This is a genomic window from Labilibaculum euxinicum, assembly GCF_963678175.1.
Taxonomy (GTDB): domain Bacteria; phylum Bacteroidota; class Bacteroidia; order Bacteroidales; family Marinifilaceae; genus Labilibaculum; species Labilibaculum euxinus.
This window is the reverse complement of the sequence record NZ_OY782756.1, coordinates 984,685-1,007,336: the sequence shown is the minus strand read 5'-3', so window position 1 is coordinate 1,007,336 and position 22,652 is coordinate 984,685. Positions and strand designations below refer to the sequence as shown.

Genomic DNA, 22,652 nt, shown 5'->3' with positions numbered 1-22,652 from the left:
TTCTAAATAATTTGCTTGTTCTTTGCTAATAGAGCGTCCAACCAATTTATAATATCTGTAAAAACCTCTTGATGACAGAATTCATTATGCAATTCATGATAAGCTTTATCGTACTGAATAAATGTACAGCAATCCTTAATTCCCTCCGAGAAAATTTTACTTGCATTGGAGTCTGTAATCTGATCATTATTTCCATGCAGCAACAATAATGGCTTTTTTACTTTATCCGGATTCTTCAAAATACCGTATCCGGCATCATAAGCATCAACAAATAATCTGAATGAAACCATATGATGCACCAATTCATCCTCATCATATTTAATGCACACCTCCTTGTTATGAGATAACATTTTAGCATCGAAGCTGGTTTTAATACTAAAGGAAGGAAATAAATTCGCAAGTGTCCGAAGAAAAGGAATTGCAATTTTCGGTGGTGCCTCCTGCGTAACAATCCATGGCGAAGTGGAAATGACGCCCAAATAATCCGATTTCCGGGTGATTAAATGATTCAAAACCTCTCCTCCTCCCATGCTATGTCCGTATAGAAAGCATGGGGTATCTTCAAAATGCTTTTTTACTTCCTTAAGAGCGAAATCAATATCGTCCATTAATTTTTCGTAAGATTGAATGACTCCTCTTTTTCCATCAGACAAACCATGCCCCCGCTGATCGTAACGTAAAACAGCTATGTTCTTTTCCACAAATTGTTCCACCCAATTGTGATATCTGGAAGAATGTTCACCAATGCCATGAACTAAACAAATTACTGCTTTGGGTGGAACTGCAGGTTGCCAAACTTGAAAAAACAAACGCGTATTATCATTTGTAGTTAGATTGTAAATATTGTGTATCATCAAATTTGATATTAACGACGAATAAAATTCATGTACAGAGGGGCATCAAACTTTTTCGGGAAGAACAAAAAAAGTAAAATCCACTTCTTGAATGTATAAATATAGAAAAAAAGGGAAAACAAAAGTTCATTACTAAAACCTATAGAAAGCAATTCAATATAAGCTATTCGCTCTCTGTATGAAGAAAATCGAGATTGCGTTTTAATCCTTTGAATTTTGTTCGTTTTACAGCAGAGTTTTTAAATATCTCACCAAACTTATACGCATCCAATTGTTCCCACTCTGCCTTTGATAAAGAAAGTAAATCAGAATTAGGTTGAAATTCAGGAACTGAATTGGATTTTACCATGCGATTCCAAGGACAAACATCCTGACAAATATCACAACCAAATACACGATTTTTGAATTTACCCTTCATTTCTTCGGGAATTTCACCTTTGAGTTCTATGGTGAAATAGGAAATGCACTTGCTGCCATTAACCACATAGGGTTCCGTTATTGCTCCGGTAGGACAAGCACGAATGCACTTACTGCATCCTCCGCAAAAATCCTGATATTTTTCTTCCTCATACTCCAACTCCATATCGATTAGTAATTCGCCCAGGAAAAGAAATGATCCTATTTTACGGTTGAGCAACAGTGAATTTTTTCCAATCCAGCCCAAACCTGCTTTTTTTGCCCATGCATGCTCTAATATTGGAGCGGAATCGACAAATGCGCGACCCGAAACTTCACCAATTTCTGTGTTGATGTATTCCAAAAGCTGGTTTAATCGATCCTTTAATACGAAATGATAATCTTTTCCGTACGCATATTTTGCAATTACGGGTGCTTCAGGATCTTGTTGCTGCTGTTTTGGGAAATAGTTCAGACCTACAACAACAATTGACTTGGTATTTTCAACCAATAAACGAGGATCCAATCGTTTCTCAATATTATTGGCCATATACAACATCTCACCATGATATTTTTTATCTAGCCAAGATTGAAAATTCTCTTTTCCCTCATCCAGAAAATCTGCTTTTGCGATTCCACAAAGATCCAAGCCAAGCTCGATAGCTTTGGCTTTTATGAGGTTTGATTTGGCAGAAAGAGTGAGATTCATGGTGCTAAATTAAGATTGTTACCGAAATTCACGATAAGCGCAGATAAACATTTTGCATTTTATAATAATACCAAATTAATATTGAAGCTCATCTTAATAAATAGTTATTTTGGTTTTAGGATCAAGTCATACCCTTACATGGGAGGCTTGATTATAGTCAGAACATAACATTCTTAAATTTGTTTAATTCCTTGAAATTTAAACATTGTAACTTTTCAATTACTTTGTCCTTAAGCCGGACAGCTCTTACTTTTCTCCTTAAATGAGAAAAGTAAGCAAAAGAATCAAGCCAATAGAAAGCTCTTCTGCATTCTAAATCAACTAAAGTATCACATGGCACGCTCTATTGACAGCTCTCGCTTAGACTTCAAAACTCAAAAAAATATTCATTTAAATAGTTTTATCTGAAAATGCAACAAAGCCGTATCTTAAGCTTATTATATTGAACCCGAAAACTCGAATTATTTTGCGTTAGGGATTGAAGTGGTTACCCCACAGCGAAGAATGAGCGAGGAGTAAAAACAAAAAGCCCGACCTGAGGAACGAAGGAAACGCCCAAAACAAAAATCGGAAACCAAATTAGCAGGAACCAAAAAAGGACTGTGAAAAAACAGCCCTTTGATATATTTAGAGAAAACCCAATTCGAGTTTTGCTTCTTCGGTCATCATATCCTTGTCCCAAGGTGGATCGAATGTTAACACAACGGTTACATCTTCGATTTGCGGCAGTGATTTTGTTTTTTCATTTACCTCTTCCAAAATTTGATCGGCCATCGGGCAATTTGGCGCTGTAAGAGTCATCAGGATTTTCACCTCATCTTCCTCATACATATCAATTTCATATATCAATCCCAGATCGTAGATATTCACTGGAATTTCGGGATCGTAAATGGTTTTTAAAACCTCGACGATTATTGCTTCTGTTTCTTTTTTTCCCATCTTTTCCTGATTATTTGCTTACGTGATTGAAAGCAATTCCATACATTTTTATTTGTTTCACCATGGAAACCAATCCATTAGAGCGAGTGGGCGATAAATGTTGCTTTAAGCCGATTTCATCGATGAATTTTAAATCGGCATTCATAATATCTTCAGGAGTTTGATTGTTGAAAACGCGAATCAACAAAGCTGCAATTCCTTTTACGATGATCGCATCGCTGTCGGCCTCCAACTTTACAACACCGTTTTCGAGGGATGCATTGAACCAAACTTTTGACTGACAACCTTTTATAAGATTCGATTCTGTTTGATATTTTTCATCCAAACCGGAAAGATCTGTTCCCAACTCAATTAGGTAGGCATATTTGTCCATCCAATCTTCAAAACCTGCAAATTCCTCAATTATATCTTCCTGAATTTCGTTTATTGTCATACTATAGATTTTAGATATGAGATTTTAGATATGAGAAAATATCCCCCATTCAAAATCTGCGAACGTATCTAATTTATATTTTTTCCAGCCGAAAGTTACAATAATTTTCTATCTGTGAAAATCGAACCAACGAACTATTTTACTGCAAACATTTTGCAGACTTTCAGAATTCCGTTATAAAGTGAATCAATTTCTTCCTTTGTGTTGTAAAAGGAAAATGAAGCACGAACAGTACCGTCGATTCCGAAATGCTGCATTACCGGTTCGGTGCAATGCGTCCCAGTCCTTACTGCAATTCCCATTTGGTCAAGCAACATTCCCATATCGTAGAAATGAATTCCCTCCACCAGAAAAGAAATGACTGAAGTTTTCTCTTTTGCGGTTCCATAAATTCGCAAACCATCAATTGAAAGCAATTTTTCGGTTGCGTATTTTAATAATTCCTGTTCGTAAGCATCAATATTGTGAATACCTATATTCTCAACATATTCGATTGCGGCACCCAATCCGATTGCATCGATATAATTTGGCGTTCCAGCTTCGAATTTATACGGAAGTTCGTTATAGGTTGTTTTTTCGAAAGTTACTTCGGAAATCATTTCCCCTCCGCCTTTCCATGGCGGCATTTCATTCAGTAATTCTTCTTTGCCGTATAAAACACCAATTCCGGTTGGTCCGTAAATTTTATGTCCGGAGAACACCAGAAAATCCACATTCAAATCCTGAACATCGATTTTTTTGTGCTGTACCGATTGAGCTGCATCAATTAAAACACGTACATTTTTAGCATGCGCAATCTCAATTATTTTACAAATAGGATTTATGGTTCCCAATGAATTGGAAATGTGATTAACTGCAATAATTTTTGTACGATCCGTAATTAAATCATCCAATTTCTCAATCATCAATTCTCCACGATCGTTAAAAGGCAATACTTTTAAAGTTGCTTTTTTCCGTTCACAAATTAATTGCCAGGGAACAATATTGGAGTGATGTTCCAGTTCAGATACAATCACCTCGTCGCCTTCGGAAATGAATCGATCACCAAACGAATTGGCCACCAAATTTACAGATTCAGTGGCTCCGCTGGTGAAAATCACCTCGTGCGAATGTTTTGCATTGATGAAATTCTGCACAATTACTCTTGCATTCTCGTTTCCATCGGTGGATTTGTTGCTCAAATAATGAACGCCGCGGTGAATATTCGAATTGTACCTGTAATAGTACTCAACCAACTTATCAACTACCTGACGAGGCTTTTGCGTAGTTGCAGCATTATCAAAGTAAACAAGAGGTTTACCGTGAATCAGTTCCTCAAGAATGGGAAAATCTTTACGTATTTTATTGATATCTATTGTCATTCTATAAGAGAATCAAGTACCACAGTACCAGAATTAATTAAATCTAATTTTTACAAGCAAGTGCGCAAGTATTGCATTTCGATATTTCACCTCTTAATCTTGTATCAACCAAGGCATCAATTCGATCTTTAAGCGGCTTCACTCTAATTTTTTCAATTATTTCGTGAGCGAAAGCAAACATCAACATCTGACGCGCTTCTTTCTCATCAATTCCTCTTGCGCGCAGGTAAAACAGTGCATCCTCATCCATTTGACCTACTGTAGCACCATGACTGCACTTCACATCGTCGGCATCGATAATCAACTGAGGTTTTGTGTTGATTTGAGCATCATCACTCAATAACAAATTGTTGTTTGATTGATAGGCCAATGTTTTTTGAGCATCGCGGCGAACATATATTCGACCCGCAAATGCTGCAGTTGCCTCACCATCCATTACTCCTTTAAAATGCTCGTTGCTTAAACAATTCGGTTTTGAATGATCTATAGACGTGAAATTATCAACATGTTGCTTGTTATCCATCAAATACATTCCAAATGTATTATTCTCACAATGTTCTCCATCCAACAATACGTGATGATTGTTGCGAATGGTTCCTCCGTAAAGAGAAATGGTATTGGTCAACACATTTGAATGTTTATCCTGACGAATAAAAATGGAATTCAATATTACTGAATTCAAATGCTGATTTTGCAAGGTATACAAATCGAACACCGCATTGGGCGCCACATTTACTTCTGTAACTGAATTGCTTAAATATTTATGATGCGTTAAGGTATGATCACAAACAATAATTTTGGCTTGCGCGTTTTCCTCAATCACAAATAAATTACGTTGAGTTGCCATTAAATCGCGATCGGAACGCAAAAGGTTCACCACCTGAATAGGCTTGTCGATTACGACACCTTTAGGCACATAAATGAATAACCCATCTTTTGCCAAAGCTGTATTCAATGCTACGATACCATCCTCTTCAGGCTTGGCATACTTGCCGTAATGTGCATTAAAAATATCAGGATATTTTTGTGATGCTTCCTGAACCCCACAAACGATAACTCCTTCGGGTAATTCGGTAAGCACTTTATTATTTCCGTAAAACCAACCATTTGTCAGCAATACCATATTGGTATCCAACTCGGGCACATCGCACTGAAAAATATCATTCAGGTCAACATCCACTTCCATATAACGAAGATTTACATTGTATGGATGATCGAAAGCTGGTATTAGATTGGTGTATTTGTAATTCTCGTTGACACGAGTAGGTACGCCTAATTCCTGAAACTGAACAAAGGCTTTTTCACGAGTCTTATTCATGCAATCAGAAGAACCATTCGAAAGCAATTCTTTACCTTGTTCGAACAGATCAGCGAAATCCTTATTTATTGTATCTATGTTGGCCATGTTATTTTAGATATTAGATAATAGATATGAGAAATAAGATAAATCCAATTTCCAACACCTCTACTATTTTCCGTTTTCTTCTTTAATCCAGTCGTATCCTTTTTCTTCCAGTTCAAGAGCAAGCTCTTTACCGGCAGTTTTTACAATTCGACCGTCAAACAAAACATGAACAACATCAGGAATGATGTAATCTAATAAACGTTGGTAGTGAGTAATTACAATTGTTGAATTCTCAGCAGTTTTTAATTTATTCACCCCATTTGCAACAATACGAAGAGCATCAATATCCAATCCTGAATCGGTCTCATCTAAAACTGCCAATTTAGGTTCCAGCATCGCCATTTGAAAAATCTCATTCTTTTTCTTCTCTCCACCCGAAAATCCTTCGTTTACCGAACGATTTGTCAGTTTTGAGTCGATCTCAACCAATGCTTTTTTATCGCGCATTAGCTTTAAAAAATCAGATGCAGTTAATGGATCCAAGCCTTTGTGCTTTCGATGTTCGTTAACCGCAGTTTTCATGAAATTAACCGTTGAAACTCCAGGAATTTCTATCGGGTACTGAAACCCCAGAAAAATTCCTTCTTTAGCACGATCTTCAGGTGCCATGTCCAACAAATTTTTCCCTTGAAAGATAATTTCACCTTCGGTTACTTCATACAAATCTCTTCCTGCCAATACTGAAGCTAAAGTACTTTTACCAGCACCATTAGGTCCCATAATAGCATGAACTTCTCCCGGCTTAATCTCAAGATTAATTCCTTTTAAGATTTCTTTTCCATCAATGGAAACGTGTAAATTTTTAATGCTTAACATTTCACTTCTATTTTGTCGCAGTTATGCGTTGGGTTCTACTTATTATATATCTATTATCCTACAGATCCTTCCAAACTAATCGCCAAAAGCTTTTGAGCTTCTACAGCAAATTCCATTGGCATTTTGTTGATTACCTCTTTGGCATATCCATTAACAATTAAACCAATAGCATCCTCGGTAGAAATACCCCGCTGATTGCAATAGAAAATCTGGTCTTCACCAATTTTAGAGGTAGTAGCTTCGTGTTCTACTTTAGCCGATTTATTGCCAATTTCGAGATATGGGAATGTATGTGCACCACATTTGTCTCCTAAAAGTAATGAATCGCATTGAGAAAAATTACGGGCTCCTTCACAATTCCTGGTTACTTTAACCAATCCCCGGTAAGAGTTGCTGCTTTTTCCTGCTGATATTCCTTTTGATATAATCGTACTTTTGGTGTTGTTACCAATGTGAATCATTTTTGATCCCGTATCAGCCTGCTGATGATTATTGGTTACAGCAACCGAATAAAATTCACTCGACGAACCATCACCTTTTAATATGGTAGACGGATATTTCCAGGTTACTGCTGATCCGGTCTCCACCTGAGCCCACATCAATTTCGCATTTTTACCTTCGCAAATACCCCGTTTGGTTACAAAATTGTAAATACCTCCCAATCCCTCTTTGTTACCAGGATACCAGTTTTGAACTGTTGAGTATTTCACCTCTGCATTGTCCTTCACAATAATTTCAACGATAGCTGCATGCAGCTGATTTTCATCACGCATTGGTGCCGTACATCCTTCCAGATAACTCACGTAACTATCATCTTCACATACTATTAATGTACGTTCGAACTGCCCTGTATTTTCCGCATTAATACGGAAATAGGTAGACAGCTCCATTGGACAGCGAACCCCTTTCGGGATGTATACAAAAGAACCATCGGAAAATACTGCGGAGTTAAGAGCTGCAAAAAAATTGTCCTGAATTGGAACAACCGTTCCCATGTATTCCTGAATTAAATCGGGATGTTCCTGAACAGCATCACTAAACGAACAGAAAATAACCCCCTTTTCAGCCAAAGCCTGTTTAAATGTAGTTTTCACCGATGATGAATCCATCACCACATCAACTGCAACATTCGATAACAGTTTTTGTTCATCCAAAGGAATACCCAGCTTATCGAAAGTTGCACGAATTTCAGGATCAACATCATCCATACTCTCCAACTTTGCTTTTTGTTTTGGCGATGAATAGTAAATGATATCCTGATAATTAATTTCAGGTATTTTTAAATATGCCCATTCCGGCATTTTCATAGTCAGCCAATGACGATAAGCTTTCAATCTAAATTCAAGCATAAATTCAGGCTCATTCTTTTTAGCCGATATCATGCGGATAACATCCTCGCTAAGACCTCTGCCTATATCATCATTTTCAATATCAGTAACAAAGCCATATTTATAATCGCTCTGCGTTACCTCATCTAATATTTTATCTTGTTCTTCTTTTGCCATGTTGTTTAAGTATCAGGTAGAAAGCTTCAAAATCACATGAGATTTATCGCATTTCCTTAAAAGAATTCAATATTTTAAATTAAAGGGGAAGAGTACAGACCTCAAATTCCGTAAGAAATTTTAAATCGTTCAGCTTACTCACAATTGCATGCCCCAATGGAATTTCATGCAAATATAATAAAGTATTTAGATATCTTTTTACTTGAAACGAATAAAATACCTCCAAGTCCTTTTATTTGTTAACGTAATTTAAACGGAAAGGATACATTTACGAAACGAAGATTTTCCAATGCTTTTTGATACTACATTTTCTATTTCGAATTACTCCTAAACAGTTCCATGAATCATTTCGAATAACTTAGCTGAAGTATGATAAATACAACAGCTTAACTGAATTAAATAATATCTAACAAAAAAAAATTCCGCCTCACAATTTAAGAACTAACAGTTTGAAAACATTACACTTACATAATATTCTCAAAGTTAACCATTAATAACTTAACAATATTTAACAGATGATCGGGTTACCTTTTTAACATTACAGGAACTAATGAGTAAATCACAAACAGCCAAAAAAGTAATCATATGACACATTTGAATATTTTAGAGAAAGCAGAGTTCATTAAAGAACATGCAGAAAAAGAAAGCACAGGAACACCAACGGAGTTAGCCCAGAGATTAAACATTTCAGAACGCAGTTTATATCGAATCATCTCCTCCTTAAAAAATATGGGGCACCCCATAACTTACAGCAGATGCAAACAAAGCTATTATTATGCAAATGAAAAAGAGGAAGTGTGATTGTAAAAATCTCTCTGTACGGATAAATAGAATCCTTTCGGTGCACTGATATCTGCATTATATGATGTTCAATTTTCCTGTTATTTAGAATGACACAATCACCTTTCTATTGTGTGAATTACCCAATCACAATAACAACCACAAACACAGCACAATCCCAACTCTTCAATTAGACTTAATAAAGATAAACTCACTGCCAAATAGTGGCAGTGAGTTTTTTTAACTTGCTTCTCGAGTTTATCAATATTCGCATACCAAAACTCAAAGCCCAAGATCTCGTTCGAGGAGATAAGGGCAAAATTAATGTAAATTAATTATTAATCTTTAAATTTTGACAAAATGAAAACAAAACTCTTTTGGCTATTAGCTTCACTACTTTTTCTTATTAGCTGTCAAGATGATTTATCAGCAGACCTTCAACCCACGGAAAGTAGAGAAAATGCCTATGCAAAAACTGAATTACAGACCTTGCCTTCAATTAAAATAAATAATAGTGGCGGTGTAAAAAGCACCTCTTCCATCGGAAATTATCCCATTGATCTTTCCAATCCTCCAAGAAGTGTCAAAATAAACGGAACATATCATTCCGATTTTAAATATTGGTTTGACACCAACGTAGCAAGCAAAATCCCCTACAATATTAAAAATGACATATCTGATAAAGATGGCTGGGAAGTTATATATAACACGATTCGAGAATACAACCCATCAACATATCAAGGCACTACAGATTTCCCTTTCATTGGATTATATAATCGATATAGAGGTATTTTCAGATTCTTCTACTATCATGCTTTAAACACAGAAGGTAACGATGTAGTAGGTATATTAGCTCTAGCTTCCGGCAACAACTCTAAAATACTTAATCACCCATCAATTGGAGAGTCTTATCCAGTTAATCAGACTAAAAGATACCTAAGTACAATGGGTACTGCTCTTTCTTCTAACTTTAGCAATATTGATAATGGTTTAGCTCCAAACCATTGGTATTGTTTTGACTTTGATGTTTCTTGCTATGATCCCAATGTAAATTCAGACGGATTGATATTTGCAATAACATCCATTCAACGAGATAATCTCGAATTTAGTGGTAATATTTCTGGAAATATTACAGGTAGTATTATAGGAAGCTCATCATCCTCGGGCAGTCTTCTTAGTATTGGAAACTTATTTTCCCAAAAAGACGAGACCTCATCAACAACGAATGTTAATCTTGAAGTTAATGGCACTAGTGCAGATGCAGTCGGAACTACTCTGGAAAGTAAGGCTGACAACTCATCCGCTAGTATTGATGTGAAAAATCTATTTAAAGGTATCGTAAAAGATGGTGTCAGTGCCCTTAAGAAAGGAGTAGCTAACTTTATGAGTTCTGGTATTTCCGGTCTATTTTCTTCTCTAAGTTCATCTTTGTTTGGAAGCTCATCTCCAAACATTCAACAAGTCAAACTACAAACCAAATTAGATCTTAATGGTACAGGAACAATCACATCACAAATCTCTTATTCTTTCGATTTAGAAATGCCTAACAAAAGAATAGGGTTATTGCATCTTGCTACCACTCCAACCGTAAATTCCAATGAATCTATTAGGTTAAATTCTGGCCTTTGGAATCCTGATACTGACAATGTCAATTCGTATATGATAACTCATCTATTCAGAACTCCCAACTGCGATGTAGTAGTCAATCCTGACATTGCAAATGAGGTAGATATATACACTACAACACAAGTATTATACATTGATAAAAGTGCCGATTTTAATCTTGCTCCCAATTCCTCAGATCGAGGTGTTGATTTCACTTGGGGGAGTCAAAAATACCCATATAGAAGTGCAGACATCGTAGGCCTGGATAAAGAAACAGAAGTTTGGAATACAAATATCATTGCATTGCCTTATCATCACTTTGATCACAACTCATACTTAAACTATAAATCTGGAAGCAAAAAATTCATTATTTCAGAACCATCAAATCAAATTTATTTAAAAGTTAACTATAGAGTTGTACCAAAAAATGGAAGCGAAACCTTCTATTTACAAAAAACTTACAAAGCAGATGTAAAAGAATACAATACAAGAAATCCCTTCCCATCAAATTGGGTAAATATTCTTTGGTCAACTGGGGGAGGTATAGGAGATCCTGGCTTTTAAACTGTTATCTAGTCATATAATTCCGTATACTTTTCAATAGGATACAAGATCACAATAAATTCAATTTATCTAGAAATTACTACAAAATGAAAAACAACGATTTAATCCAGGTCACATTCACAGCAGAAGAATTGACCGAAAATAATGCTCATTTGGATGCCTTGCTGGCTTTTGCCGGAAAAAGTGCACCTCAACTATCGTCGGAAGACAGGACTAACTATGGTTCGATAAACGAAACCAATAAATTATTGGTGAATAAAGCGAAGTCGTTTATGGATCAGCATCCCGATTTGGTTCCTCAGTTTGTGAATACAGACGAATTTGAGCGCGATTACATTGCGCGGGAAACTATAGAAGAAATGATTCAGAAACTCGACTTAATTAAACGCAAACTAAGTGATACTAAAATTCTTTTGGATCATGATAACTATCAGGATACAATGGCATTTTACCGGTCGATTCGATATTACGCTGCAGAACAGCAGCAAGGAGCAATCCCTATTTACGAAGAATTGAAACAATTCTTCCCTCATGGCAAGAAAAAAGAGGCCGAAGTGGTTAAATAATTACTTTATACCGATCAGTATCTAAAATCGTATTAAGCATTCATCAGCGAAAGCGAAACTCAAAACATGCGGGTTTCGCTTTTCTTTTGAAGCATTTATGCATGCACAGGATGAATTGAAGCCCCACCAAGGCATCTCGAAGCTTGATTTAGATGGCTTGAAGAATGAATTTCATGCATTTTTTCACGAAGAAGATGCTTGGAGGCATCAAAGTCAAGGGTAAATGCATCATCTTAATGCTTCGAAGCTTGATTTTCAAGAGTGGAAGCACCTGCTTCATTCTTCGACCTTCGATCGGAATACATAAACCTAACTATTTGGTAAATCCATTGGGTAAATTCATGTATCGTAGCATCAAAAAGGCTAAAACTTTTGCCAATAAGGCTAAAAAATTAAAGTTAAATTCAAGGCAACCAGACCTGACAACATCCTAAAACCCGTCCCATCTCCTCTCAATTCTATTTCCAATTTTTATTTTTCAAAAAAACAGCCGTCAATTGACGGCTATTCCCATTCATTTTGCAATATCTCAGATTCCTCCAATAGGATCTGCATTGCCATCAGGATCTCCATTTACAAAACCGTCGGTTACTGGATTCCCATCGGTCATTAGCAGAATACCGCACATGTGCGGAGCAGCCATTGAAGTTCCACTTATTGTATTGTATGCATCGCCTTTCCAGGTTGAATAAATACTAACACCTGGCTCGCAAAAATCAACAGGCGGATTTCCATAATTTGAAAAGTAGGCAAAATTATCATTTATATCCATTGCCGAAATAGTCCAAATATAAGTTCCATTAACTCTTGCCGGAGAGTGATTGTTAGCATCATCACTTTCGTTTCCGGCTGCTAATGCGAAGTAAATGCCATTTTGAGAAGCGGCATATACAGCATCATCCAAAGCAATAGAAATACCTCCGCCTAAACTCATATTGGCAGCATCGCCGGGAGAAGCAGCACTTGCAACATAATCAACTCCTGCAATAACTCCGGAAGTGGAACCACTACCCCTACGATCTAAAACCCGAACTGCCACAAGATTTGCTCCTGCAGCAACTCCAACTACTCCAATTTCATTATCAATAGCACCAACCGTACCAGCGCAATGGGTTCCGTGTCCATTTTGATCATCAGCTCCCACACGAGAACCAGTGAAATCTCTGCTTCTGGCCACATCAACATTTAAATCAGAGTGATCTAAATCGATACCGCTATCAATAATCCAAGCTGTTTTTCCAATACCACTTCCATAACCAACCCGTGTAATTCCCCAGGGAATAACCTCACTAGTAGGTTCTGGTGTTGGAACAGTTCCAGGCTTTTTTAGAGCAATAATTTTATCTTGTTCAAGGTATTTTACTCTGCTATCCAATTTCAATGCTTCAACAAAATCAGGTGTTGTTTTAACACTAAAACCTTTAATTACAGTAGCAAAAGCTAAACCTACTTCAAATTCAGAACTCGATTTTGTTTGAAACATAGAATTGGCAAAAGCTTTTACTTCGGCAATTCTCTCATCGTAACTGCCTTGATTAGCAGATTTAACCGAGCTCTCATTCAGAACAACAATATACTGTCCTTCAATTGGCTCACCATTCTGAACATCGGTTAACACTAGGTTATCCCCATCATTTTCTTTAAGATCGGCGGTATTGTCATTCTGACAATTGGTAATGGTAAATAAAGCAGCCACTACCATCAATAGCATAAGTTTATTTTTCATTATAATTTAAATTAAGATTTAGTAATACCTACTTAATTTATGAAAGAGATACCACAAATACAAATCTTTTTTACGTCTAAAACATTCACTAATAACATTTTATTCATCATTAGTCACTAAAATAAGACCATTCACACAATTTCATTCCATACACTTAAAGCTTTCCATAACTATAAAAAAACAAAATCTATAAAATAATCACCTCCTTAAAATTATAAACCATGACCAATAACATCACCTTCTCAGTTTCCAATTTTTATCTACCTTTGCAGACAAATATCAATAACTAAGGAGACTATGCAGGAAAATAATGCTAAAGGAACCGATATTGCCACATTGGGCGAATTCGGATTGATTAAACACCTTACCAAAAATATAAAACTAAAACACGCAAGTACCAACGTTGGTGTTGGCGACGATGCCGCTGTTTTAGATTATCAGAATAAAAAAACTGTTGTTACCACCGATTTACTGCTGGAAGGTATCCATTTCGATTTAATGTACACACCGCTTAAACATTTAGGCTACAAGTCAATTGCTGTGAATGTTTCGGATATTTATGCCATGAATGCCCTGCCAAAGCAGGTGACTGTTTCTATTGCCATCTCGAAGCGATTCACCCTGGAAGCTATCGAGGAGCTTTACGAAGGAATTAATTTGGCCTGCGAAAATTACAATGTCGATTTAGTGGGTGGCGACACCACATCCTCTTTAACCGGATTGTGCATTTCGGTGACTGCAATTGGCGAAGCTGATGCTGAGCAACTGACTTACCGCAGCGGAGCCAAAGAGAATGATTTAATCTGCGTAAGCGGAAATTTAGGAGCGGCCTTTGCCGGATTACAGCTGTTGGAGCGCGAAAAACGTGTTTACGACAACAATCCAGCCATGCAACCAGACTTAACGGGGCATGACTACATCTTAGAGCGTCAGTTGAAGCCTGAGGCCCGAAAAGATATTTATGAGCGTTTGCAGGATGCGAAGATTGTTCCTAGTTCGATGATTGATATTTCGGACGGATTATCATCGGATATTATGCACATCTGCGAGGAATCGAAAGTTGGCTGCCAGATTTATGAAGAGAAAATTCCTGTTGACTACGAAACACACAAAATGGCCGAAGAGCTGAACATGAACTACAGCACCTTTTCGTTAAACGGCGGTGAAGATTACGAGTTGCTGTTTACTGTTCCTTTGGATCAATTCGATGCCATCGAAAAAATAGAGGATGTGAAAATAATTGGTCACATCACTGATATCTCGAAAGGAAAATATTTGGTAACACGGGATGGTGTGGAAATTGAATTGCAGGCTCAGGGCTGGAATCCGATAAAGGAAGGTTAGAACACCTCATCCTATCCTTCTCCTAAAGGAGAAGAGAAAACAGCTCAAAAAAAAGAAACAAAAACAATCCCCGGTTCATCTCTTCAAGGAAAAAGGCTGGGGATTGATGTAAGTTAGCAGTAAAAAACCTATCAAGCTTATATGAAGAAATATTCATACACCTACTTATCCATTGGTAAATTTCTGGTTATTTTTTTATCTACAATAGTAGTAATTCTTCTTATTGCCTTTCTACTTATTGGAATTATAAAACCAACAATAAACTGGACAATATTTATTCTTTTTTTATCTCCTATTTTATTTGTGACAATCTCAAATTTTATCGGAAAAAAGAAAGTCCAAATTAAAACTTTTACAATAAGACAAGATGGTGTTCAATATGATAGCTGCAAAGTAACTTGGGAGCAAATTAAATGGTACCGATTTGATAGAAGTAAATATGGTAATTATGAAAAAATTATACTCCAAACACACAATCGTAAATATAAAATTCATTATTTCGATACCAAATCACACCAGAAAGAATGGAAGGAAATTAAAAATGATCTAAAAATTGCCATCGAAAATAATTGTCCTCATTTGGAGAAAGCAAAAATGTATTGACTCCTCATTCTATCCATCACCATAAAGAAGTGCCTGGAGCTTGAGAATTACATAAAAAAAGTGAGACTCTCCACTGAAAGTCTCACTTTTTTTTATATCATTTAAAACGATAGCTTACTCAGGAAAATATCCTCTCATAATTCCACGTTTCGAATTTTTTACAAATAAGATAATGTCATCACGCTCAGGAGAAGCAGGCATCTCGGCCTCGATAGCTTCCAGTGCATTAAAGTTATTCATTCCTTTTTGGTACAGGTAACGGTAAACATCCTGAATTTCACGGATTTTTTCATTTCCAAATTCACGACGACGCAAACCAATTGAATTCACACCAATGTAGGAAACCGGTTCGCGACCTGCTTTTACAAAGGGAGGAACATCTTTACGAACCAACGATCCACCTGAAATCATTACGTGTGAACCAATGTGAACAAACTGATGAACAGCAACCAGTCCGCTAAGAATAGCGAAATCATCGATAATTACCTCACCGGCAATTTGAGTTGCATTACCAATGATACAATTATTACCAATAACACAATCATGCGCCACATGCACATAGGCCATCAACAAACAGTTACTTCCGATGATGGTTTTCCCTTTGGCTACAGTACCTCTGTTAATGGTAACACACTCACGAATGGTGGTGTTGTCGCCGATTTCAACAGTTGTTTTTTCGCCACGAAATTTTAAATCCTGCGGAACAGCACCAATAACGGCTCCCGGAAATACCACGCAATTTTTACCAATATGGGTTCCTTCCATGATTGTGGCATTCGACCCAATACGTGTTCCTTCTTCAATTACAACATTTTTGTCAATGGTAACAAAGGGCTCAATCACTACATTATCAGCGATCTTAGCCTCAGGATGTACATATGCTAACGGTTGCTTCATTTTTTTTATATTTCGTTTTATGCAAAACTCCCGTTACAAGAAGTTGTTGCGTAGCAGTAGTTTCTAATTAATTAATTATTTTTTCTTTGCGATTTGAGCCATAAACTCACCTTCGGCAACAACAGTATCACCAACAAAAGCTAAACCGCGCATGTTAGCAATTCCCCTACGAATAGGGGATAAAAATGACAATTTAAAAATTAAAGTATCACCAGGAACTACTTTTTTTCTAAACTTGATATTGTTTTGAGTTAGGAAATAAGTAGAATAATTTTCAGGATCTTCGACCTGGTTAAGTACTAAAATACCTCCACATTGAGCCATAGCCTCTACCATAAGAACACCTGGCATTACCGGTTCTCCAGGAAAATGGCCAACAAAAAACGGCTCGTTCATAGACACATTCTTCACCCCAACAATACTGTCATCCTGAATATCAATAATTTTGTCAACCAACAAGAATGGAGGACGGTGAGGCAACAAGCCCATTACGCCATTAATGTCTAAAACAGGCTCTTTGTTTGGATCATAAGCCGGAACTGAATCTTTTCCCATTTCTTTCTTAATTCGTTTGATTAATAATTTTGCCATTTCAGTGTTTGGTCCGTGACCAGGACAGGTTGCAATAACCCTTCCTTTAATAAACTTACCGCAGAGAGCAAGGTCGCCAATCACATCTAATAATTTGTGACGTGCACACTCATTATCAAAATAAAGTTCTAAATTACTTAAAATTCCTTCCTTTACCTCAACATGCTGATGGTCGAATAAATCTGCAATACGATCCAATTCTTTTTGATCCATCATTTGGTCCATTATAACAATGGCATTATCCAAATCTCCACCCTTAACTAAATTGTGGTTTAACAGAAACTCCAGTTCCCGTACAAATACAAACGTACGACACATCGAAATTTCCTCATTATAATCTTTTAAAGAACTTAGGCGGGCATACTGATTTCTCAACACTCTAGAATCGAATGAAATCATTGTATCCACACTATACTCATCATCAGGCAGAATCGTAATTTCTGAACCACGGGCTTCATCCCTGTATGTTATCTTTTCTTTTGGCACGTAATACTCACGAATTGCATCCTGCTCTACAATACCAACTTTTTCAATTCCTTCTACATAAAATTTAGCACTCCCATCTAAAATTGGAGGCTCAGTAGAATTCATCTCAATCAAACAATTGTCAATACCCAATCCATACAAAGCAGACAATGCATGCTCAATAGTCTGAACTTTACATTCTCCTTTTTCCAATACAGTTCCTCTCGATGTATCACCAACATACTCGGCACTTGCTTCTATAACAGGCTGACCTTCTAAATCTACCCGTTTAAACTGATATCCATGATTTTCGGATGCAGGCAGAAACTTTATAGAAACTTCCAGTCCTGTGTGAAGTCCTTTTCCTGTAAGAGTAAATTCTTTTGCTAATGTTCTTTGTTTATCTGCCATAACTTGACATCAATATTTTTAAATCCCAGGTTAACTAATTGAAAGCAAAACTTCCCTTTACTCTTCCTTTAATCTTTTTATTTCCTTTTCCAGTTCAATAATTTGCTCTCTCATCTTAGGCAAATTCTTAAACAGCACATATGATTTTTGATAAGGTCCAAAATCAAAAGCCGGTGATCCTTGCAATACAGTTCCTTCTTTCTTAATCGTGCGGCCAATACCAGATTGAGCAGCAATTTTCACTTCATCTGCAATTGATAAATGACCTACGATTCCCACCTGTCCGCCTATCATACAATTTTTACCAATCTTTGCACTTCCTGCAATACCGGTTTGAGAGGCAATCACTGTATTTTCATCTATTTCTACATTGTGAGCAACCTGAATCAAATTGTCCAGCTTCACTCCTTTACGGATGATTGTTGATCCCATAGTAGCACGATCAACACACGTATTTGCACCAATCTCTACATGATCTTCAATTACTACATTTCCTACCTGAGGAACTTTTTTGTAGTCGTTTGCCGATGAAGGGGCAAAACCAAATCCGTCACCGCCAATTACAACGCCGGAGTGAAAAATGCATTCAGCACCAATCTTACATCCTTCGTAAATTTTAACTCCTGAATTTAATATGGTATTGTCGCCAATAATCACATTATCGCCTACATAGCAATGAGGATAAATTTTTACATTATTTCCAATCTGAACATTACTACCTATATATGCAAAGGCACCAATATAAATCTTCTCACCCAATTTCGATGACTTGCTCACAAAAGAAGGCTCTTCAATTCCTGTTTTCTGAGGTTTGCTTTGCTCATACATTTCCAACAACTGAGCCAATGCCTGATAAGCATCATCAACACGAATAAGTGTTGTCTCAATCTCCTTTTCAGTCTCAAAATCCTTGTTTACCAAAACAATTGATGACTGTGTAGAGTATATATAGTGCTCGTATTTAGGATTTGCTAAAAATGAAAGAGTTCCAGGCTTCCCTTCTTCAATTCTGGAAACATTGGTTACTTTAACCTTAGCGTTCCCATCTACCTCTCCGTTAAGAAACTCTGCAATATCTTCTGCTGTAAATTCCATTCGTTCTATTTTTTATCAGATCAAAAAAAGATTCATTATATCCGGTATTCACAATACAAACACCAAGCACAAATCATCCAATATAGCTGATTTATAAGAAAAAAATTTCTGCAAATCTAATAATTATTTCATGCGCATGAAATTTTTTCTCCTATTGCCTGCTTTATCTATAGAAAAAGTATTCTTGAAAATGAAGTTGAAATCACTTCTTAAAAGCTGTTGAATCAAACAAATGACTCCTGGATTTTAGGATAACAGAGGTAATATTTTTTTACTGTTTTAGACAAGACAGAAGCATCCAGCATATCCGAAGCCTCTCCTATATCGCACTGCGTGCCATCCTTATATAAAATATTTATTTGATCATCATCCGAACTATATGCATTATTGCTGATCGAATTTGAAATCACCATAAATTCGAGAGCATGATCTGAACATCCAAAATAACGCCCCACCCGTTTTTTCACTTGATCAATATATTCTTTAGTGAAGGTCGTTTTTTGAATCTCAATTTTAAACAATTGGCGATCGCGTATGCATTTACACAAATAAGAAAGAACTTTATCGCTGTGGTCAGCCCAAACCTTAATGCTAACCATGATATCGTCATCATCAAGATCGGCAAACATCTCCAAGGCATTTCTACCATTACAAACAACATTCGGATTTTCAAACTCCACCTTACCTACTTTGTTATACAAAAAGTAGGTTAAAGATGGAGTCGCAAACAATTCCTCTCCCTTTTCGGCAAGGCATTTAGCTCTCTTCAAAATATGAACCAACATCTCTTCTGCAGCAATAACTGTTTTGTGCAAATACACCTGCCAATACATCAAACGCCGGGCGATCAAAAATTTTTCAATTGAATAAATGCCTTTAGCCTCCACTACCAACTGATCATTACGAACATCCAGCATTTTAATAATCCGTGCCGATCCAACCACCCCTTCGGTAACACCGGCAAAAAAACTATCGCGCCTTAAATAATCCAAACGATCCATATCCAACTGACTCGACACCAACTGATTCAAAAAACGCTTTGGATATTCATTCCGAAATATTTTTACGGCCACATCCAACTCACCCTTAAATTGATGATTTAAACGTTTCATAAATAATTCAGAAATCTGCTCGTGAGTTATACCATCAACAATACTATACTCTAATGCATGAGAAAATGGCCCATGTCCAATATCGTGAAGTAATATTGCCGCATGTACTCCTTCCTCCTCTTCCTGAGTAATTACGTGTCCTTTCGATCGAATGGTTTCTATCGCAAGACTCATTAAATGAGTTGCACCCAAAGCGTGCTGAAATCTGTTATGAAAAGTTCCCGGAAAAACCAGGAAGGAGAGCCCCAGCTGTTTTATTCTTCTCAAACGCTGAAAAAAAGAATGCTCAACCAAATCGTACGATATCCCGGATGGGATATGAATAAATCCGTGAACCGGATCATTTACTATTTTTTTCTTACTACCAGTATTTAAACTCATGCGCTTTTGTATCATAGGCTGGTAACAAATGTATAAAAAGTAGCGAAAAAAGCCTATCTTAGTACTATTCAAACCCCAATTAAAATTGGCTTGTGAATAAAAATATCTTTCTTGAAATAAAGTAAAATCGTTCAAATGGGTTAAAATCATTCAATTGAACAAAGGAAGAGATCAAATTTCATTAAAAAAACTCATTTTCAAGAGAATAATTTTTCATTAGCGATTAGAATACAATAATTTAGAGGGATGTCATTTGTTTTTTAGAACATTTATCTCTAATTTTGCATCGAAAAGTAAACAAATTGTGAGCTTTAGGGGACAAAAAGTCCCCTATTTTATTGATATTAACCGATATATGATTGATAAGAAAACTATAACTGAAATTATTGAAAATGAAATTGCTGATACCGACCTGTTTCTGGTTGATGTGAGTGTTTCATCTGGAAATGTCATTTCAGTTGTAATTGATAGCTATAACGGAGTACCGATCATTACTTGTATCGAACTAAGCAAAGCTATCGAAGGGCATTTTGATCGTGAAGTTGAAGACTTTGAATTACAAGTTGCTTCAGCTGGAATCGGTCAACCCTTTCAGGTTTTTAAACAATACCACAAATACATAAATAAAGATGTTGAGGTATTGACAACTGAGGGGATTAAATTCTCAGGAAAACTGATCACCGTTGGTGATAATGAAATAGAAATTGAAGTTGAAGAAATGGAAAAGGTTGAAGGAAAAAAGAAGAAGCAACTTGTTGTGAAAAATTACTCCTTCACTTTAGATCAAATTAAATCAACAAAAGATATTATTACTTTTTAACAGGTAAACAGCTGAATACATGAACCTTATTGAGACTTTTTCAGAATTTAAGGAGTTGAAAAGCATCGACCGCGCTACAATGATGAGCGTGTTAGAAGATGTTTTCAGAAATCTTCTATTGAAAAATTATGGCACCGACGAAAACTATGATATCATTATTAATCCAGACAAAGGAGACTTAGAGATCTGGAGAAATAGAGAAATTGTAGAAGACGGACAAGTAGAAGATGAAAACCTGCAGATCTCACTTTCTGAAGCAAAAAAGATAGATGATGATTACGAAGTTGGTGAAGAAGTTACTGACGAAGTGAAATTTATGGATTTTGGCCGACGATCGATTTTAACTTTACGTCAGAATCTTTCTGCGAGAATTTTAGAATTGGAGAAAGACAATATCTTTAACTTATACAAAGACCGGGTTGGCGAAATTGTCACCGGTGAAGTTTATCAAATCTGGAAAAAAGAAATTCTTATTCTGGATGATGAAGAAAATGAATTAATTCTGCCGAAAACAGAACAAATCCCTTCTGACTATTTCCGCAAAGGAGAAACAGTTAGAGCGGTAGTTGTTCGTGTTGAGGTGAAAAATAACAGTCCTCTTATTGTTGTTTCAAGAACTTCTCCTGTTTTCCTTGAGAGATTATTTGAACTGGAAGTACCGGAAATATTTGATGGTTTAATCACTATTAAAAATATTGTTCGAATTCCAGGTGAAAGAGCTAAGGTTGCAGTTGAATCATACGATGAAAGAATTGATCCTGTTGGAGCATGTGTAGGTATGAAAGGATCGAGAATACATGGTATTGTTCGTGAATTACGTAACGAAAACATCGATGTGATCAACTACACAACCAACACTCAGCTATTTATCACAAGAGCTCTTAACCCAGCGAAAGTTTCCTCGGTAAAACTTAACGAAGAAACCAAGCGTGCTGAAGTTTATCTGGATCCTGAAGAGGTTTCCTTAGCTATTGGTAAAGGTGGTTTAAACATCAAACTGGCAAGTCAGTTATCAGGATATGAAATTGATGTATATCGTGAGAAGTCTGAGGAGGAAGTTGAAGAAGATGTAAACTTATCAGAATTTACGGATGAAATTGATGCCTGGATAATTGATGAGTTAAAGAAAATTGGTTGTGATACAGCAAGAAGCGTTCTTGATTTATCTCCTGAGGAGTTAGAAAAAAGAACTGATCTTGAAATAGAGACCATTAATGAGATTTTGAATATTCTTAAATCCGAGTTCGATAATTAAATTCTTCAGAATCATGATG

20 protein-coding genes are annotated in these 22,652 nt (G+C 36.4%); 7 read left to right on the top strand and 13 right to left on the bottom strand.

Annotation, left to right across the window (positions count from 1 at the left end):
- Positions 1-2: 2 nt before the first annotated feature.
- The 8 genes from ACY0M5_RS04410 to sufB form a co-directional block, all read right to left on the bottom strand.
- Positions 3-854 (bottom strand): lysophospholipase, encoded by an 852-nt coding sequence (locus ACY0M5_RS04410; RefSeq protein WP_461630931.1) that lies wholly within the window; start codon positions 852-854, stop codon positions 3-5.
- Between the two features lie 163 nt (positions 855-1,017).
- Positions 1,018-1,959: a tRNA epoxyqueuosine(34) reductase QueG gene (queG, locus tag ACY0M5_RS04405; protein ID WP_461630930.1), complete on the bottom strand. Its 942-nt coding sequence runs from the start codon at positions 1,957-1,959 to the stop codon at positions 1,018-1,020.
- Positions 1,960-2,586: 627 nt separating this feature from the next.
- Complete coding sequence (locus ACY0M5_RS04400; protein WP_101309896.1) at positions 2,587-2,898, bottom strand: metal-sulfur cluster assembly factor; 312 nt, start codon at positions 2,896-2,898, stop codon at positions 2,587-2,589.
- 10 nt (positions 2,899-2,908) lie between these two features.
- Entirely contained in the window at positions 2,909-3,331 is a 423-nt protein-coding gene (locus tag ACY0M5_RS04395; protein ID WP_124994365.1) for a SufE family protein, read from the bottom strand.
- A 134-nt stretch (positions 3,332-3,465) separates the two neighbouring features.
- On the bottom strand, positions 3,466-4,692 hold the full coding sequence (locus ACY0M5_RS04390) for a SufS family cysteine desulfurase (protein WP_461630929.1): 1,227 nt from the start codon (positions 4,690-4,692) through the stop codon (positions 3,466-3,468).
- 43 nt (positions 4,693-4,735) lie between these two features.
- Positions 4,736-6,097 (bottom strand): Fe-S cluster assembly protein SufD, encoded by a 1,362-nt coding sequence (sufD, locus tag ACY0M5_RS04385; protein WP_461630928.1) that lies wholly within the window; start codon positions 6,095-6,097, stop codon positions 4,736-4,738.
- A gap of 63 nt (positions 6,098-6,160) precedes the next feature.
- On the bottom strand, positions 6,161-6,913 hold the full coding sequence (sufC, locus tag ACY0M5_RS04380) for a Fe-S cluster assembly ATPase SufC (protein WP_101309900.1): 753 nt from the start codon (positions 6,911-6,913) through the stop codon (positions 6,161-6,163).
- 53 nt (positions 6,914-6,966) lie between these two features.
- Entirely contained in the window at positions 6,967-8,418 is a 1,452-nt protein-coding gene (gene sufB, locus ACY0M5_RS04375) for a Fe-S cluster assembly protein SufB (protein WP_461630927.1), read from the bottom strand.
- A 585-nt stretch (positions 8,419-9,003) separates the two neighbouring features.
- Between sufB and ACY0M5_RS04370 the strand changes: the two genes are divergently transcribed.
- The 3 genes from ACY0M5_RS04370 (at position 9,004) to ACY0M5_RS04360 (ending at position 11,933) form a co-directional block, all read left to right on the top strand.
- Positions 9,004-9,219: an HTH domain-containing protein gene (locus ACY0M5_RS04370; RefSeq protein ID WP_461630926.1), complete on the top strand. Its 216-nt coding sequence runs from the start codon at positions 9,004-9,006 to the stop codon at positions 9,217-9,219.
- A 339-nt stretch (positions 9,220-9,558) separates the two neighbouring features.
- Entirely contained in the window at positions 9,559-11,367 is a 1,809-nt protein-coding gene (locus ACY0M5_RS04365) for a hypothetical protein (RefSeq protein WP_461630925.1), read from the top strand.
- An 86-nt stretch (positions 11,368-11,453) separates the two neighbouring features.
- Complete coding sequence (locus ACY0M5_RS04360) at positions 11,454-11,933, top strand: hypothetical protein (RefSeq protein WP_461630924.1); 480 nt, start codon at positions 11,454-11,456, stop codon at positions 11,931-11,933.
- 529 nt (positions 11,934-12,462) lie between these two features.
- Here ACY0M5_RS04360 and ACY0M5_RS04355 read toward each other — a convergent pair.
- Entirely contained in the window at positions 12,463-13,659 is a 1,197-nt protein-coding gene (locus tag ACY0M5_RS04355) for a S8 family peptidase (RefSeq protein WP_124994372.1), read from the bottom strand.
- A gap of 297 nt (positions 13,660-13,956) precedes the next feature.
- On the opposite strand from ACY0M5_RS04355, the gene thiL reads away from it, so the two are divergent.
- On the top strand, positions 13,957-15,003 hold the full coding sequence (gene thiL, locus ACY0M5_RS04350) for a thiamine-phosphate kinase (protein ID WP_461630923.1): 1,047 nt from the start codon (positions 13,957-13,959) through the stop codon (positions 15,001-15,003).
- Between the two features lie 141 nt (positions 15,004-15,144).
- Positions 15,145-15,606, top strand: a complete 462-nt coding sequence (locus tag ACY0M5_RS04345) for a hypothetical protein (protein WP_461630922.1) — start codon at positions 15,145-15,147, stop codon at positions 15,604-15,606.
- Positions 15,607-15,720: 114 nt separating this feature from the next.
- On the opposite strand, the gene lpxA is transcribed toward ACY0M5_RS04345, so the two are convergent.
- From lpxA to ACY0M5_RS04325, 4 genes are all read right to left on the bottom strand, one after another.
- A complete protein-coding gene (lpxA, locus tag ACY0M5_RS04340) occupies positions 15,721-16,503 on the bottom strand; it encodes an acyl-ACP--UDP-N-acetylglucosamine O-acyltransferase (RefSeq protein ID WP_124994375.1) in 783 nt (260 codons plus the stop codon).
- 75 nt (positions 16,504-16,578) lie between these two features.
- Positions 16,579-17,970, bottom strand: a complete 1,392-nt coding sequence (locus ACY0M5_RS04335) for a bifunctional UDP-3-O-[3-hydroxymyristoyl] N-acetylglucosamine deacetylase/3-hydroxyacyl-ACP dehydratase (protein ID WP_461630921.1) — start codon at positions 17,968-17,970, stop codon at positions 16,579-16,581.
- Positions 17,971-18,027: 57 nt separating this feature from the next.
- Entirely contained in the window at positions 18,028-19,065 is a 1,038-nt protein-coding gene (lpxD, locus tag ACY0M5_RS04330; RefSeq protein WP_124994377.1) for a UDP-3-O-(3-hydroxymyristoyl)glucosamine N-acyltransferase, read from the bottom strand.
- Positions 19,066-19,289: 224 nt separating this feature from the next.
- Positions 19,290-20,558 carry an HD domain-containing protein gene (locus tag ACY0M5_RS04325; RefSeq protein ID WP_461630920.1) on the bottom strand — a complete coding sequence of 423 codons (1,269 nt, stop codon included), beginning with the start codon at positions 20,556-20,558 and terminating at the stop codon, positions 19,290-19,292.
- A 355-nt stretch (positions 20,559-20,913) separates the two neighbouring features.
- On the opposite strand from ACY0M5_RS04325, the gene rimP reads away from it, so the two are divergent.
- Positions 20,914-21,378, top strand: coding sequence for a ribosome assembly cofactor RimP (rimP, locus tag ACY0M5_RS04320; protein WP_461630919.1), 465 nt, complete (start codon positions 20,914-20,916; stop codon positions 21,376-21,378).
- Positions 21,379-21,397: 19 nt separating this feature from the next.
- Complete coding sequence (gene nusA, locus ACY0M5_RS04315) at positions 21,398-22,633, top strand: transcription termination factor NusA (protein WP_101309910.1); 1,236 nt, start codon at positions 21,398-21,400, stop codon at positions 22,631-22,633.
- Positions 22,634-22,652: the final 19 nt, after the last annotated feature.